A 12768-nucleotide genomic window follows, 5' to 3' on the forward strand; every position below is an offset into this window, starting at 1 on the left:
CCTTCCCTAGCCTTTGACCCGCTGCATGAGTCCTGCGCAATGCGCCCGCGCTAGGCCGTTGAGAGCGCGCCGGAAGCTGCCTGCACCGGAATGTGGGCGCGCTCTTCCTTGATGCGGTTGGCGCCGTCCACGAACACGAGCTTCGGCTTGTAGCCTGCCACCTGGTCTTCAGGTACCAGGCCGAAGGCCGCGATGATGATCAAGTCACCCACCGACGCTCGACGCGCGGCTGAGCCGTTGACCGAGATGATGCCGGTGCCCCGCTCGCCACGGATCGCATAGGTGACGAAACGCTCGCCGTTGTTGATGTTCCAGATGTGCACCTGCTCGTTCTCGGCCAGGTTGGCGGCATCGAGCAGGTCTTCGTCGATGGCGCAGGAGCTTCGTAGTGCAGTTCGCAGTCGGTGACGGCGACGCGGTGGATCTTGGACTTGAGTAGGGTGCGGAACATGGAGCGAACTCTTTCTCTCTGCGAAAAGGTGGATCCGTCTGGCGTGCATCGATGAGTGGCATCGGTACGACGGATGCCGTACGCGCGGCGAGCGAAGGATAGTCGAGTCGCCGATGGCGTCCGCGCCCGCAGTCTCCATCCTTGCGATCTCCAGCCCTTCGGGCGTGCGCGCTGCGCTTGCTGATAGGCAGAGGAGGGTGTTGGATGGGCTGGCTTGTTGTCCCTTTCATCGTTGCACGCCGTTCTCGCCATCAAGGTCTGCGCGCAATGGCTTTGCGCTTGCGTCCTGGCGGCCGTCTTCGAACCCTGACTGCTGCGCTGCGCCGTGCGGCTTTCGGTTTCGGGCAATCCCGCCCGATTCACGGAGCCGACCATGTCGCACGATCTCTTTTCTTCTCTTCTTTCCTTCGAGTTCTCTGCCTCTGTTCCTCTTCTCGTTCGCGATGTCGCGGGCGAGTACCGTCCGGCCGAGGCCGATGAGGTGCTGCTCGCAGCACAGCGGTTGCTGGCAAGGCGGGTGCGCGGCAGCGACGCGCTGTCTTCGCCTGCGCTGGTGCGGGATTTCCTGCGTCTGCGGCATGGAGCGCTGGAGTGCGAGGTGTTCGCTGTTGTGCATCTGGATGCGCAGTGCCGAGTGCTGGACTATGTGGAGATGTTCCGAGGCACGGTTGCACAGAGTTCGGTGTATCCGCGTGAGGTGGTCAAGGACGCACTGGCGCGCAACAGTACAGCGCTTCTGCTGGTGCATGGCCATCCTTCGGGATCGGCAGAGCCGTCGCTGGCCGACGAAGCGCTCACGCAGACCCTCAAGTCGGCCTTGTCCCTCGTGGACGTGCGGGTGCTGGATCACCTGATCGTCGGTGGCAGCGTCATCTACTCGATGGCAGAGCATGGGCTGATGTAGCAAAGGGGCTTCGGCCCCTTTTTTATTTCCCTCTCGCATGCGCGCTGCGCGCGTGCATCTGGCCGGCGGCCGGTGCCGGCCGATTCCCTCGATTTCATCTCTCCGGTGGCAGTACCCGCCACCTGCGCGCCGCTGTCTGCGGCTTGCCTGGCCTCTGCGTGCGCTCCTCCCGTCAAGCCGCTGCGGCGCCCGTGTCCTCGGCTTCGCCTGCGGGCCGCGCCAGCGCCTTCGCTGTTCTCCCTTGACGGCGCACCCGCGCCGGCCCCAGCCGGCCTCTATGGCCGCGAAAGGGCTTCGCGGCCCCTGCGGAGCCCAAACACCAAGGAGAGCGCCTATGCACAGACCCAGACCCTGACTCCAGTTTCGGTTTTTGTTTTTCCCAGTTTTGTTTTCCAACGTCCCGACATGGGACAGGAGTTCGATCATGAATACCGTTGATACGCGAGAAGTTTCCACCCTTGAAGCGGCCGTACCTGCGCAGAACATGGTGCTGGTGCCGCTCTCGCGGCTGCGTTCGCGGCCATCCAAGCGCAACGTGCGCCGCAAGGCGCGCACGTCGATTGCTGCATTGGCTGCAAGCATCCGGCGTCTGGGCCTCCTGCAGAACCTCACCGTAATCCCTTTCGGTGATGACGGGGACTTCGAGGTCGTCGCCGGTGGGCGGCGCCTCGCGGCCTTGAAGTTGCTCGCCAAGAAGCGCCGCATCCCAATGGATTGGCCGGTGCCTTGCATGCTGGTGGCCGACACGCTGGCGCGTACGGCGAGCCTCACCGAGAACGTGCAGAGGGAGGCCATGGGGCCGGTTGATGAACTGCTCGCATGGAAGGCCCTTGTGGCCGAAGGCCGCTCGGTGGAGGCCATCGCGGCGGACTTCGGCGTGAAGCCGCTGGCGGTCAAGCGCCGGCTTCGGCTCGCCAACGTCTCGCCGCGCTTGCTGGCGGACTATCAGACCGGCGCTGTGACCCTCGAACAGTTGATGGCGCTCGCCATTACCGACGACCACGCGGCGCAGGAGGCCGCGTTCTACGACAGCCCTGCATGGCAGCGCAGCCCCGAGGCGCTGCGTGACCATCTGACCCACGAAGAGATCGATGCCAGCCGCGATGCGCTGGCCCATTTCGTCGGACTTGAGGCCTACGAGGCCGCAGGGGGCGGCGTACGCCGCGACCTGTTTTCGGACGAAGAGCAGGGAAGCTATCTCACCGATGCCGGATTGCTGGACACGCTCGCGCGCCACAAGCTCGCCGATGCTGTCGAGCAGGTTCAGCTGGAGGGCTGGGGATGGGTGGAGGTCGCGCCGCGCGCCACGGCTGCCGAGTTGCATGTGTTCCAGCGGGTGCGGCGCACGCGCCGCGACCCGAACAGGACCGAGGCCAAGCGCATCGCCAAGCTCGAAAGGAAACAGAACGAACTGCAGGACCGACTCGATGATGAAGATGCGGAACTGAGCGAGGACGGCGTGGGGGCACTGCAGGAGGAGTTGGACCGGCTCGGCAACGAACTGGAAGCGATCGAGCAGACCCTGATCGTCTACCCGCCCCGGACGGTGGAAGTAGCCGGTGCCGTGGTGTCGGTGGATCACATAGGTGGCGTCGTGGTGCACCGTGGGCTGCTGCGCGAGGAGCAGGCCAAGGCGATACGAGCGCAGGAGCGGCAGGAGGCCGGTGCGGCAGGCGTGGAGCGCAATGGCCATGATGGCGATGCTGACGAGTTGACCAAGTCCGGTATCTCGGAGAAGCTGGCGAAGCGGTTGAGCGCGCATCGCACGGCTGCCATGCAGGCCGAGGTCGCCCGACATCCGCAGGTGGCTTTGGTGGCTGTCGTGCATCGGCTTGCGCTGCGCGTGGTCTTCGACAGCTACGGCTCGGGTGGTTCGCCCGTCGACATCATCGCCACCCCGCAGGATGGACTGACGCAGCATGCCCCGGACGTGGGAGACTCGCCTGCGGCGGTGGGCATGGGCAAGGTCCGCGAGGCGTGGGCAGCGCGCTTGCCGAGAGAGCCCAAGGCTCTCTTTGCCGAGCTGCTGGCCCTGCCGCAAGGCGAACTGTTGTCGCTGCTGGCGGTGTGCGTGGCTTCCACCGTCAGTGTGCTGGCATCCCGCGAGGACGAGGTGCCCGCCGCCGGGTTGGCCGAGGCCGTGAGCCTCGACATGCACGACTGGTGGGCGCCGACCGCCGAAGGCTACTTTGCGCATGTCTCCAAGGCGAAGGCATTGGAAGCGGTGCTGGCCTTTGCACCGGATCACGTGACCCGGCTGTCCAAGCTCAAGAAGGCTGAGATTGCGAGCGAGGCCGAAAGGCTCGCCGCCGGGACCGGGTGGCTGCCGGTGATGTTCAGGCTGAGGCAGAACCGACCTCTGAGACGCCAACATCGTCGGGGATCGAAGCGGTGCTGGAAGCGGATGAAGCCGGTGCCGAAGCCGAAAAGCGCGAGGAACTAGCGGCAGTCGCCTAGGCATAAGGCCCCGGCTGGAGCCGGGGCCTTGGATGTGCGAGAAAAAAACGCTCGCGGCAAGTATGCCGCGCGCGTTTTCGTTTGCGACGAGGGGGAGGACGATGGACGCGCCGTGGCGGCGTTGAGTGCCCCAGGCAATCGGCGACCCCTGCGCCCGGGGTACGCCCCGGCATGCCCTGTTAGGTTGGCTGCGCCAGCCCATCGCGTGAGCATCGTAAGAGTTCCGATCCAGAGGCGTACGCATCTGTCTTTGATTTTGAGAACACAGCGATGTCACCTCTCACATTCTCATGAACCAGCAAGGCGTCAGCGAAATCTGTTTTGAAGAAACTTATGCGGTGTCGCATGACCAGACGGCACGGTCTTTGTTCGCGAGGCTGCCGCATGGCGCGAATACGCGCAGACGTTGATCGAATGTCTGGCGACCGGGTATCTGGTCGCGGTTGCGAGTCCATCTGCGTCCGCGAAATGCAGTTGCACATCGACGCGATGATGGAGGTGGTCGTAGGGCGCACCGTGCATATCGAGCACCTCGGCCCCATTCCACCGACGACACGGCTGCGACTGTGTGGATGGGTCGAGGGGTTGGGCGAACGCAGTGCGACGTTCCGTGTCCAGGCATATGACGACCACGAACGCGTACTCGACGGGACCGTCACGCTGGTGGCGGCGCATCGGGCCAGCATCGAGTCGGGTATCGCCACGAAGGTCGATGCGCTTGAGGCGGCTCGCGGCGGCGGGCAGCGGGTCTGACGGTCGGGGACGGTGGGTCATCCAGGGTCGGTCCCCCGCCGTGGATTCCTGACTTTCCTCCATGCCACCAATGCCGATCACGTCTGCCGCGTCGACGCTGTGGGACGTTCCGGCGGCGCTTTCCTGGTCAGCCGACTTGGACCTGGACTGCGTCCGGGTCCAGGCCGGAAAGCCTTTGCTGTGGGACCAGTGCCTGGGCCATGCATCCTTTCGGGATCAGGTTCACGCCCACGGCCTTGTATGTGTCGTGAATCCTGGCGCGGGCACGGCGGCGCTTCTCTGCGTTGCGCTTCGCCTCGGGCTTCATCGCCGCAACCGTGCGGCCCGACAAATTTCCCCGACCTGCGGTCTTCCTCGCGAAGCAAATTTCTCGGGCCTCCCGGTCCTCCACTCGCGTTGCGGCCTTCGGTGCGACGCGCCCGGACCCACGCCGTCCGGATCACGCCAAGGCCGCGATGGGCGCGGACCTGGTCAACTTCGAAAGGACTTCATCATGGCCAACATCGGCATCTTCACCGCACAGAACAACGGTTTCGCCGGCACGGTTCGCACCCTGACGCTCAACGTCAAGGTCAAGATCGCTCCCAGTGACAAGGAAAGCGAGAACGCCCCGGACTACCGCATCGTGGCGGGCACCGGCTACGAGATCGGCGCGGCCTGGAAGAAGGTCAGCAAGGCGGACCGGCCCTACCTGTCGGTGACGCTGGACGACCCGTCGTTCCCGGCGACCATCTATGCCCGCCTGGTCGAGGGCGATGACGGCGCGCACAACCTGATCTGGTCGCGCAGCAAGGGCGACTGATCGTCGCCCGGCGCCCCGCCAGCCGGCGGGGCGCTTCACCTCTGAGCGCTATCAACGGCCCGCCCTCCGTCGCGGGCCGTTTCACTGCTGCGGGTCTGCACTGAGTTCCGTAAGTACGGAATGGCGCCAATCCGTGTTTCCTGATTCCCTCATCTGCGGACAGTCGTCATTCCGACTTTGCGGTTCTACGGATGTACGGGTAGCAGTAGATGTGCGTTGACGGTTTCGCGGACTCGTGGCTTTGTGCAAAGACGCATCACAGGTTTTGCGAGTCGGCGTGCATACGGATAGGTGTCGAAGGCATTCGTGCGTCTCCCGGCGGTGCCGGGCCGGGCTGTCGTGCTGCGCATCGAGCCGCCGATGGCGTCTCGCCCCTTCAGGCGTCCATCCCTGACGCCTGCGGCCTTCACTGCGTTCCCGGCCTGCGCGCTTCGCTTGCCACAAGGCAAGACGGGGAGGGGGCTGGCTTGCTGTTCCCTTCATCGTTGCACGGCGTTCTCGCCGTCAAGGTCTGCGCGCACGTCGTGCGCTTGCGGCCCGCGGCCGTCTGCGAACCCTGACTGCTGCGCTGCGTCGTGCGGCTTCGGTCTTGGGCAATCCCGCCCTGCATCCTTTCAAGGAAAGACCATGACGAAGCTTCTTACCGACGATCAACGCGAGCAACTGCTGACCAATGGCCGGGAATCGACCGAGAACCCCAACTTCGACCCGCTGCCAGTGGTCAAGCTGTTCACGCCCAACGCAGGCGCGACGTGGTTGCTGAGCGAACTCGATTCCGAAGACACCGCGTTCGGGCTCTGCGACCTCGGGCAAGGCTTTCCCGAGCTGGGCTATGTGAGCTTGGCGGAGCTGGAGGGCTTGCGGGGGAGGTGGGGTCTGCCCATTGAGCGCGATCTTTACTTCGTTGCCGACAAGCGGCTGAGTGGCTACGCGCGTGAAGCGCGGCTTGCAGGACGCATCGTGGCGTAGCGCCGCAGGCATCAGCCTTCTGCGGGAGGTTGATGCCATTCCTTCGGCAGCCTGGCCTCTGTCTCGAGCATCAACTCGCCGGCGCTGCGGCCCAACGCGCGGGCGATCTTGAACACGAGGGCCAGCGTGGGCATGTGCTCGCCACGCTCGATCTTGCCCATGTGCGAACGTTCGATGCCGGCCAGGTGTGCCAATGTCTCCTGCGCGATGCCATTTTCGGTTCGCGTTGCGCGCACCACAGCACCGAAGGCACGGGCGGGCGCAACCTCGAAGGTTGTTGCGCCCACCGGTCGACCGCGCTGAATGACTCGCTTCTGCATGGACAGAAGCGTCGAGTTTCAGCACAATTTAAACCACGTTATCTTTAACTCATTCGTTATTCATCAGTTTGCTCTTTGGATCAAATTTTGCCGTTGATATGTGGCCGACCCGGCTTTCATGTCTCAGGCGGCAGCAGTAGCATCCAGAACTCCCTGCGAGGAAGAAGCTCATGACTTTCCTAACCGAACAACAGCGCACACAGATGCTGGCGAATGGGGCGGCCCGTGCTCGCGGCGAAGCTCTCGATCCGTTGCCGGTTGTCAAGCTCTACACGCTGGATGCGGGGGGTATCTGGCTGCTCACCGAGTTGGACGCTGATGGCGACAAAGCCTATGGCCTGTGCGACGCAGGCACAGGTTTTCCTGACCTGGGCAATGTGAGCCTGGCTGCCCTTGAGGCCGTACGCGGCCCCCAAGGGCAGCCCATCGCGGCCGACCCCCACTTCAGGCCGCGGCAGACCTTGTCAGCCTACGCGGCCGAGGCTCTGCGCGATGGGCAGATCTCGGACTGAACCCAGGCCGCTCAGGCTGCGAGTTCGGCAGGCGTCTTGCCACTTTCCAGCGCTGCCTTGAACCACGCCGGACGCGGGCCCCGACCACTCCAGGCATTGCCGTTGCCGTCCTTGAATTTGGGGATGGAGGGCGTGGAGTGGGCCTTGGCCTTGACGGCCTTGACGCGGCCGGCGGGTTTGGCTGCCTTGATGCTTGCGTCGCGCCCGGCAACGCCCAGGTCCTCGGCGGTGAAGCCGTAGACCGCGATGGCCTCCTTGATGCGCGCGAGCACGCCGGCAGCTTCCTTCTTGCGCAGCACATCGGCTTGTGCCTGCAGTTGTGCAATCTGCTGCTGAACCTGGAGATACGTCGTTACCATTTTTGAATCGCCTCAGAAGAAAGAAATTGCGATTGTGAGCCAAAGCAGAATTTCACCTCGCTGGGAGAAGAATGTGCATTGCCGTTGATGCACAAGCGAATGGCCATCGCAAAAACTATCCGACGTTGTACACACGGCGCTCCTCGACAAGTGGATTGATAGCGGCATCGCGTGCGCTCCGATCAAAACGGAGTTCGCCTGATGTTCGTACATGGCCGACAGCTACCCTGGCCTTGGCCGGTGTACGACATACTGCTGGGAGCCTCCTTCAAGCGATTTCGGTTGCCTCGGCCCATACCCTGTTGAAAAAGGATTCCCGGGTCCTTTTGAACACGACGCTTGAATGCAGACCGACAGCCGACTCGATCTGTGTCGTCTTGCCAAAGTCAGCGCTGGAAACCCAGACCGTATCCGGCGCTACCAGCACGACTTGGCATTGTTGTTGCGATGCAGTGCTATGCGTACATCAGGGAAGCGCAGCTTAAGCTGCCTTGCCTCCCTTTGTGCGTCGACATTTGCAATGATGAATATGTCTCGCGGGCGCTTGCCCAAAGTCTGAGAGATGTATTCCGGGTCCGGAAGCGATCCGGTCATTATCAAGATGGGGCCGATGACGCGTGCAATTTGAGAGAGGCGCGTATTCCATGTGCTGGCGCAGATGGACATCTTTGCGTCTTCGCAGGAGAACGCGAAGCCGCGACTGTCGTCGCTGAAGATCATTCGATTGATCCGGGTGTCGAGTTTCGTGTCATCTTGCCGCAGATTTCCGAAGACGCTCGACCCGGTCGCCCCGCTCTATGCGCGAGGGTACCTCGCCGTAAAGGCGACCCGATTGACCTGCAGCTGTGGCAGGTTCCTTCGTCAGAAGGAGCCTGTCCATGACGAAGCGCGACATTGACGATCTGCCGCGCGCACCCTGGTGCGTGCCGGCCGCCTATTTCTACGCATTGGACCTCGACGGCCCAGCGTTGGCATGGGAATACCTGCGCCGCCATCCACGCTATCGAGCCGAGTACAGCGCATCGATGCGACTGCGCTCCGAATGGCCCGCGCGATGGGGGCTGCGTGTCGCGGAAGATCCAAGCCTGGATGCGCGCGAGGCGTGCCCGCAGTGGCAGGCCGATGCCGAGAGCCTGCTGCATGTGCGCGTGGGCCAGACGCGAGGCACGAACCAAGGCGATGCGGCAGATCGCCGTTTTGATCTCTGGCGCGTGCCCGGTCGCAAGAAGCTGACGCTCGGCGACACCGATTTCACGCTCACTACCGAACTGCGCGCGCGGCGCGTCCGTGTGTTGCTGGACTCTCGCCTCGGCGACGGTGCGGACTACGTCTGCGCCGCGCCGCTGGCGCCAAATCTGCGCTGCCAACTCGATGACTTCAATGCGCAGGAGAAAGTGCTGGTGGGCCGCACGCCGGACGCGGTGTCTCCGCGGACTGCAAGCCGCTCAGCGCTGCTGCATCACCGCGCCTTGCAGGCGCTCGACGCTGCGCAGGCTGGCGCTTCGCACCGAGACATCGCCAAGGCCTTGGTCGGTCTGGAGGCAGCTGCGGCGCGCTGGCACGCGGATGGCGAACTGCGCGCGCAGGTGCGGCACCTGCTGCGGCGGGCCGAGGCATACATGCACGGCGAATACCGGACCCTGGCCGGAGTTCGCCGTAGCGCGGCAGAGTATCCCGGAGACGAATCCCTTCACTGAATATCTCCCTGCCGGTCACCACGCGCATTCCCCAGACTGTCTCCATCCGACCGCGAATGGCTCGCGGCCGATCTACAACGATGGAGTTCTTCATGGCACTGGGCAGTTCTTTTTCCTCCCGCGCGACAACCGTCGCTTCGCCACACCCGCCAGCGCACGGCCAACTTGATGCGGCGGCGACCGCAAATCCTGAATTCCTGACCACCGAAGAAGCCGCGACTTTCCTGAGGCTGTCGCCGCGCACGCTCGAGAAGCAGCGCGTGCTCGGCGGTGGCCCGCGCTTTCGCAAATTCGGCGCCCGCGTGGTGTACGCGGCCGTCGACCTGCGGGCCTGGGCGGACCGCAACACCTTCGGCATGACCTCGGACCCGGGCTACGTGCAGCGCGACTCTGTGCGCTGATCCCTCCCTCAGAAACAGGAGAAGGCTCACCATGCCCAAGCCGCGTATCGAACGCGAACAGCTCGTGCTGTTTCGCGCACTCCCTGGCGACATGGCCCCGCGCGATGCGCAGGACCTGATGGCCTACCCATTCTTCTCCCTGGCGAAGTCGCGCCGCACGGTGCCGATCCGCTTCGAGGCCGGTGGCATCTCGCTCACGGTCGAAGGTGTGCCGGAGCACGGCATCGCCACCATCTGGGATGCTGACGTGCTGATCTGGGCCGCCAGCCAGATCGTGCAGGCGCGCGACGACGGCATCATGCCTTCGCGGCTCATGGTGGCGACGCCCTACGAGATCCTGCGTTTCGCAAAGCGCAGCACCGGCCAGACCGATTACCTGATGCTCAAGGCCGCGCTCGACCGGCTGCAGTCCACCACGGTGGTCACGTCGATCCGCCAGCCAGATCGCCTCCATGGCGGCAAACGCCTGCATCGCTTCTCGTGGATCAACGAGTGGAAGGAACACGTGCGGTCGGACGGTCGCTCCGACGGCATCGAGCTGATCTTGGCCGACTGGTTCTTCTCGGGCGTCATGGACAACGCTCTCGTGCTCACGCTGGATCCGGCGTATTTCCGGCTTTCAGGCGGCATCGAGCGCTGGTTGTACCGCCTCGTGCGGAAGCACGGCGGCAAGCAGCAGGGCGGCTGGAAATTCGACCTGCGGCACCTGCACCTGAAATCCGCCAGCCTGCAGCGGTACAGCGACTTCGCGCTGCACCTGCGGCGCCTGGTTCGGCGCCAGTCCTTGCCCGGCTACTGGCTCGCGATCGACCGTGTGGGAGGTGCCGATTGGCTGCGGTTCCGGAGCTGGCCCCGAGGCATGGCGGATTCAGACTTATCCACAGTAGATGTTGAACAGTCTGTGGAAAACCTGTGAGTGGGCTCAGGGAATCGCCCGCACGCCATTCGGGTAATCACCCGCAAAGACCTCGGGTAATCACACGCACGGATCGGCCGGCAGGCCACGCCCAGCAACGGTTTCGAGGTTCCTTAACTCTCTAACTGAATTCATAACTTATGGATAAAAGAGAAAACGGCGCTGCCCAAGAAACGGGCAGCGCTTCAACCGAGGCACCCGAAAACCGTCGATCACAAAGGCAGGACAGCCCGGGCAAGGTGATCGCGCTGCTGAACCAAAAGGGCGGTGCCGGCAAGACGACGCTTGCCACGCACCTCGCCGGCGAGCTCGCGATGACAGGAAGCCGCGTCACGCTGCTCGATGCCGATCCGCAGGGGTCAGCTTTGGACTGGGCGCAACGCCGCCTTCAGAACGGCCAGGGGCGGCTCTATGGCGTCTTCGGGCTGGCGAGGGACTCGCTGCACCAGGAAGCGCCTCAGATCGCGCTGCAGGCTGACTACGTCGTGATCGATGGACCGCCTCGGGTCGCGGCGCTCGCGCGCTCCGCGCTGCTGGCCGCGGACCTGGTGCTGATCCCGGTGCAGCCGAGCGCCTACGACGTGTGGGCCAGTCATGAGATGGTGCAGCTTGTCATCGAAGCGAGAGTGTTCCGACCGCAGTTGCGCGCGGCCTTCGTTGTCAACCGGCGTGTTGTTGGGACGGTGATCGGACGTGAGGCGCGCAACGCGCTCGCGGACCAGCCGTTCGCAGCGTTGCCCACTGAAATCTCGCAACGCATCGTGTTCGCCGACAGCGTGGCTGCGGGCCGGCTCGCGTGCGAAGCGGCACCCCAATGCGCGGCGGCGCGCGAGATCGCGGCGCTCGCGCAGGCGGTGCGGGAGTTGCTGCAATGACAGCGTCACCGACCGCGCCGCCGCTACGGCGTGCGCCGATCGGCTGCAAGCCTGCGACCGATCCGGCATCAGCCTGGGTACGGCGAGCCGACGCGTCCGCTGTGCCAGCGAAGGCATCGGTCTACACCGCGCGTCTCACCATCGACGTGACACCCGCGCTGCGTGGTCGCATCAAGGTGACTGCGTTCAAGCGCGGTATCACCGCAGCCGACATGCTGCGCGAGTTGCTGGAACGGGAGTTTGATGGGGGCACGCCGTGACGCTGCCGAATGTCCAGGCCGCGCAGCATGCGCCTCAACACGCCCAGTCATCTCGTCCCGCGCACATGCCCGTACTCATGAAGGTGTCGCTCGCCTTCGTCGAGCAGCGGGTGAACGTGTGGTTGCGCTTCGGCAAGCCGGTCCGCGAGATCATTCTCGATCGCTGGCGGCGCGTTGCCGTGTTCGAACCAGGTGCAGTCTGCTGCCGCGTGAAATGGATCGGCAACGACTACGGCACTGCGCTCTGGCAGCTTATGGTGTTGCAGGCGCCAATGCCATTCGAGAGTGCGCAGCGCGTCGCTGGCGTCCTTCCTGGCGCACGCATCCTGCTGCGCGCCGATGGCGAGCGGCAAGTCAAAGCGGTGCTCGCAGTGATCGACGCCATCGAGGCGTCGGAGATCGATCCATGTGCGGTGGCGGTGACCTACTGGCACACCATCGCCAACCGGCTGGCCGCGCGCCAGCCATTGCCCGACTACACCGCCGAGCGACATACCGCGCAATTCGCACGCGGAGCGTTGCAATGAGGCGCCGCATGTTGCTCGCATGCTCGGGCTTCGGCTTGGCGGCGCTGTGCGCGCCGGCCGTGGTGACGATGCCGGTAGCCATCGTCTACAACCCGAGCGACAGCGTGCCGCGCGGCTGGTATCGCGTCAGCGGCATCAGGTGCCCCGACTCGCTGCACGTTGGCAGCATTGTGCTGGCGCGGATCCCCGCCGACGCGGCCGCGCTGGCCGCACAGCGCGGCTACCTGCCGGCCGGTGTGCCGATCCTCAAGCGTATCGGGGCTGTGGCTCCGCAGTCGATATGCGTGTGGGAGCAGGTCGTACGTATCGATGGCGCAGCCATGGCAACCGCTCGGACGCATGACGGCATGCACCGGCCGCTGACTGTCTGGCAGCAGTGCCGGCCCCTCGCCGGGAACGAACTGTTCCTGCTCAGCGACACGAACCCGGCGTCGTTTGACAGCCGGTATTTCGGTCCCATCACAGCATTCGCGGTGCTCGGTGTTGCGCGGCCGTTGTGGGCATGGAGTACGCCATGACGCCTCGCTTCTTCTTGCAGTCCGGTCGGGCGCGGAACCGCACGGCA

General features: G+C 64.5%; 17 protein-coding genes and 1 pseudogene. 13 read left to right on the plus strand and 5 right to left on the minus strand.

Translation table 11 applies throughout. The features are described 5' to 3' along the window. Positions 1 to 50 precede the first annotated feature (50 nt). Positions 51 to 451: pseudogene (gene panD, locus BMG07_RS10655) on the minus strand (aspartate 1-decarboxylase). Positions 452 to 824: 373 nt separating this feature from the next. Between panD and BMG07_RS10660 the strand changes: the two are divergent. The 3 genes from BMG07_RS10660 (at position 825) to BMG07_RS41900 (ending at position 4565) form a co-directional block, all read left to right on the plus strand. Next, positions 825 to 1355 (plus strand): JAB domain-containing protein, encoded by a 531-nt coding sequence (locus BMG07_RS10660; protein ID WP_198084542.1) that lies wholly within the window; start codon positions 825 to 827, stop codon positions 1353 to 1355. A 424-nt stretch (positions 1356 to 1779) separates the two neighbouring features. Beyond that, complete coding sequence (locus BMG07_RS10665) at positions 1780 to 3798, plus strand: ParB N-terminal domain-containing protein (RefSeq protein WP_269758836.1); 2019 nt, start codon at positions 1780 to 1782, stop codon at positions 3796 to 3798. A 482-nt stretch (positions 3799 to 4280) separates the two neighbouring features. Beyond that, the gene (locus tag BMG07_RS41900) at positions 4281 to 4565 is read left to right on the plus strand and encodes a hotdog domain-containing protein (RefSeq protein WP_269758837.1); all 285 of its coding nucleotides are present in this window, start codon (positions 4281 to 4283) and stop codon (positions 4563 to 4565) included. 127 nt (positions 4566 to 4692) lie between these two features. Here BMG07_RS41900 and BMG07_RS10675 read toward each other — a convergent pair whose 3' ends face one another. Next, a complete protein-coding gene (locus BMG07_RS10675; RefSeq protein ID WP_198084543.1) occupies positions 4693 to 4872 on the minus strand; it encodes a hypothetical protein in 180 nt (59 codons plus the stop codon). Positions 4873 to 5058: 186 nt separating this feature from the next. On the opposite strand from BMG07_RS10675, the gene BMG07_RS10680 reads away from it, so the two are divergent. Further along, a complete protein-coding gene (locus BMG07_RS10680) occupies positions 5059 to 5367 on the plus strand; it encodes a DUF736 domain-containing protein (RefSeq protein ID WP_198084544.1) in 309 nt (102 codons plus the stop codon). 627 nt (positions 5368 to 5994) lie between these two features. After that, the gene (locus BMG07_RS10685) at positions 5995 to 6336 is read left to right on the plus strand and encodes a DUF2958 domain-containing protein (protein WP_198084545.1); all 342 of its coding nucleotides are present in this window, start codon (positions 5995 to 5997) and stop codon (positions 6334 to 6336) included. An 11-nt stretch (positions 6337 to 6347) separates the two neighbouring features. Here BMG07_RS10685 and BMG07_RS10690 read toward each other — a convergent pair whose 3' ends face one another. Continuing rightward, complete coding sequence (locus BMG07_RS10690) at positions 6348 to 6656, minus strand: helix-turn-helix domain-containing protein (protein WP_198084546.1); 309 nt, start codon at positions 6654 to 6656, stop codon at positions 6348 to 6350. A gap of 170 nt (positions 6657 to 6826) precedes the next feature. On the opposite strand from BMG07_RS10690, the gene BMG07_RS10695 reads away from it, so the two are divergent. Next, complete coding sequence (locus BMG07_RS10695; RefSeq protein ID WP_198084547.1) at positions 6827 to 7168, plus strand: DUF2958 domain-containing protein; 342 nt, start codon at positions 6827 to 6829, stop codon at positions 7166 to 7168. An 11-nt stretch (positions 7169 to 7179) separates the two neighbouring features. Here the strand turns inward: BMG07_RS10695 and BMG07_RS10700 are convergent, their stop codons facing one another. Then, positions 7180 to 7467 (minus strand): H-NS family nucleoid-associated regulatory protein, encoded by a 288-nt coding sequence (locus BMG07_RS10700; RefSeq protein ID WP_374221255.1) that lies wholly within the window; start codon positions 7465 to 7467, stop codon positions 7180 to 7182. Positions 7468 to 7944: 477 nt separating this feature from the next. Then, the gene (locus tag BMG07_RS10705) at positions 7945 to 8247 is read right to left on the minus strand and encodes a hypothetical protein (protein ID WP_198084549.1); all 303 of its coding nucleotides are present in this window, start codon (positions 8245 to 8247) and stop codon (positions 7945 to 7947) included. A 158-nt stretch (positions 8248 to 8405) separates the two neighbouring features. On the opposite strand from BMG07_RS10705, the gene BMG07_RS10710 reads away from it, so the two are divergent. The 7 genes from BMG07_RS10710 (at position 8406) to BMG07_RS10740 (ending at position 12721) form a co-directional block, all read left to right on the plus strand. Continuing rightward, the gene (locus BMG07_RS10710) at positions 8406 to 9224 is read left to right on the plus strand and encodes a DNA -binding domain-containing protein (RefSeq protein ID WP_198084550.1); all 819 of its coding nucleotides are present in this window, start codon (positions 8406 to 8408) and stop codon (positions 9222 to 9224) included. A 92-nt stretch (positions 9225 to 9316) separates the two neighbouring features. After that, on the plus strand, positions 9317 to 9625 hold the full coding sequence (locus BMG07_RS10715; RefSeq protein WP_198084551.1) for an AlpA family transcriptional regulator: 309 nt from the start codon (positions 9317 to 9319) through the stop codon (positions 9623 to 9625). A gap of 31 nt (positions 9626 to 9656) precedes the next feature. Beyond that, on the plus strand, positions 9657 to 10541 hold the full coding sequence (locus BMG07_RS10720; protein ID WP_198084552.1) for a replication initiator protein A: 885 nt from the start codon (positions 9657 to 9659) through the stop codon (positions 10539 to 10541). Between the two features lie 239 nt (positions 10542 to 10780). Beyond that, on the plus strand, positions 10781 to 11416 hold the full coding sequence (parA, locus tag BMG07_RS10725) for a ParA family partition ATPase (protein ID WP_198084553.1): 636 nt from the start codon (positions 10781 to 10783) through the stop codon (positions 11414 to 11416). Further along, positions 11413 to 11676, plus strand: coding sequence for a chromosome partitioning protein ParB (locus BMG07_RS10730; protein WP_198084554.1), 264 nt, complete (start codon positions 11413 to 11415; stop codon positions 11674 to 11676). Before parA ends, BMG07_RS10730 begins: the two co-directional genes overlap by 4 nt. 65 nt (positions 11677 to 11741) lie before the next feature. Beyond that, entirely contained in the window at positions 11742 to 12203 is a 462-nt protein-coding gene (locus tag BMG07_RS10735; RefSeq protein ID WP_374221259.1) for a DUF2840 domain-containing protein, read from the plus strand. A gap of 8 nt (positions 12204 to 12211) precedes the next feature. Next, entirely contained in the window at positions 12212 to 12721 is a 510-nt protein-coding gene (locus BMG07_RS10740) for a S26 family signal peptidase (protein WP_269758838.1), read from the plus strand. Positions 12722 to 12768: the final 47 nt, after the last annotated feature.

It is taken from the genome of Variovorax sp. E3 (assembly GCF_016082275.1).
GTDB lineage: Bacteria > Pseudomonadota > Gammaproteobacteria > Burkholderiales > Burkholderiaceae_C > Variovorax.

Excerpts from the sequence above, each read along its gene's own strand:
- BMG07_RS10660 (WP_198084542.1), top strand. The coding sequence starts at position 825 with ATGTCGCACGATCTCTTTTCTTCTCTTCTTTCCTTCGAGTTCTCTGCC.
- BMG07_RS10665 (WP_269758836.1), top strand. The coding sequence starts at position 1,780 with ATGAATACCGTTGATACGCGAGAAGTTTCCACCCTTGAAGCGGCCGTA.
- BMG07_RS41900 (WP_269758837.1), top strand. The coding sequence starts at position 4,281 with ATGCAGTTGCACATCGACGCGATGATGGAGGTGGTCGTAGGGCGCACC.
- BMG07_RS10675 (WP_198084543.1), bottom strand. The coding sequence starts at position 4,872 with ATGAAGCCCGAGGCGAAGCGCAACGCAGAGAAGCGCCGCCGTGCCCGC.
- BMG07_RS10680 (WP_198084544.1), top strand. The coding sequence starts at position 5,059 with ATGGCCAACATCGGCATCTTCACCGCACAGAACAACGGTTTCGCCGGC.
- BMG07_RS10685 (WP_198084545.1), top strand. The coding sequence starts at position 5,995 with ATGACGAAGCTTCTTACCGACGATCAACGCGAGCAACTGCTGACCAAT.
- BMG07_RS10690 (WP_198084546.1), bottom strand. The coding sequence starts at position 6,656 with ATGCAGAAGCGAGTCATTCAGCGCGGTCGACCGGTGGGCGCAACAACC.
- BMG07_RS10695 (WP_198084547.1), top strand. The coding sequence starts at position 6,827 with ATGACTTTCCTAACCGAACAACAGCGCACACAGATGCTGGCGAATGGG.
- BMG07_RS10705 (WP_198084549.1), bottom strand. The coding sequence starts at position 8,247 with ATGATCTTCAGCGACGACAGTCGCGGCTTCGCGTTCTCCTGCGAAGAC.
- BMG07_RS10710 (WP_198084550.1), top strand. The coding sequence starts at position 8,406 with ATGACGAAGCGCGACATTGACGATCTGCCGCGCGCACCCTGGTGCGTG.
- BMG07_RS10715 (WP_198084551.1), top strand. The coding sequence starts at position 9,317 with ATGGCACTGGGCAGTTCTTTTTCCTCCCGCGCGACAACCGTCGCTTCG.
- BMG07_RS10720 (WP_198084552.1), top strand. The coding sequence starts at position 9,657 with ATGCCCAAGCCGCGTATCGAACGCGAACAGCTCGTGCTGTTTCGCGCA.
- BMG07_RS10730 (WP_198084554.1), top strand. The coding sequence starts at position 11,413 with ATGACAGCGTCACCGACCGCGCCGCCGCTACGGCGTGCGCCGATCGGC.
- BMG07_RS10735 (WP_374221259.1), top strand. The coding sequence starts at position 11,742 with ATGCCCGTACTCATGAAGGTGTCGCTCGCCTTCGTCGAGCAGCGGGTG.
- BMG07_RS10740 (WP_269758838.1), top strand. The coding sequence starts at position 12,212 with ATGTTGCTCGCATGCTCGGGCTTCGGCTTGGCGGCGCTGTGCGCGCCG.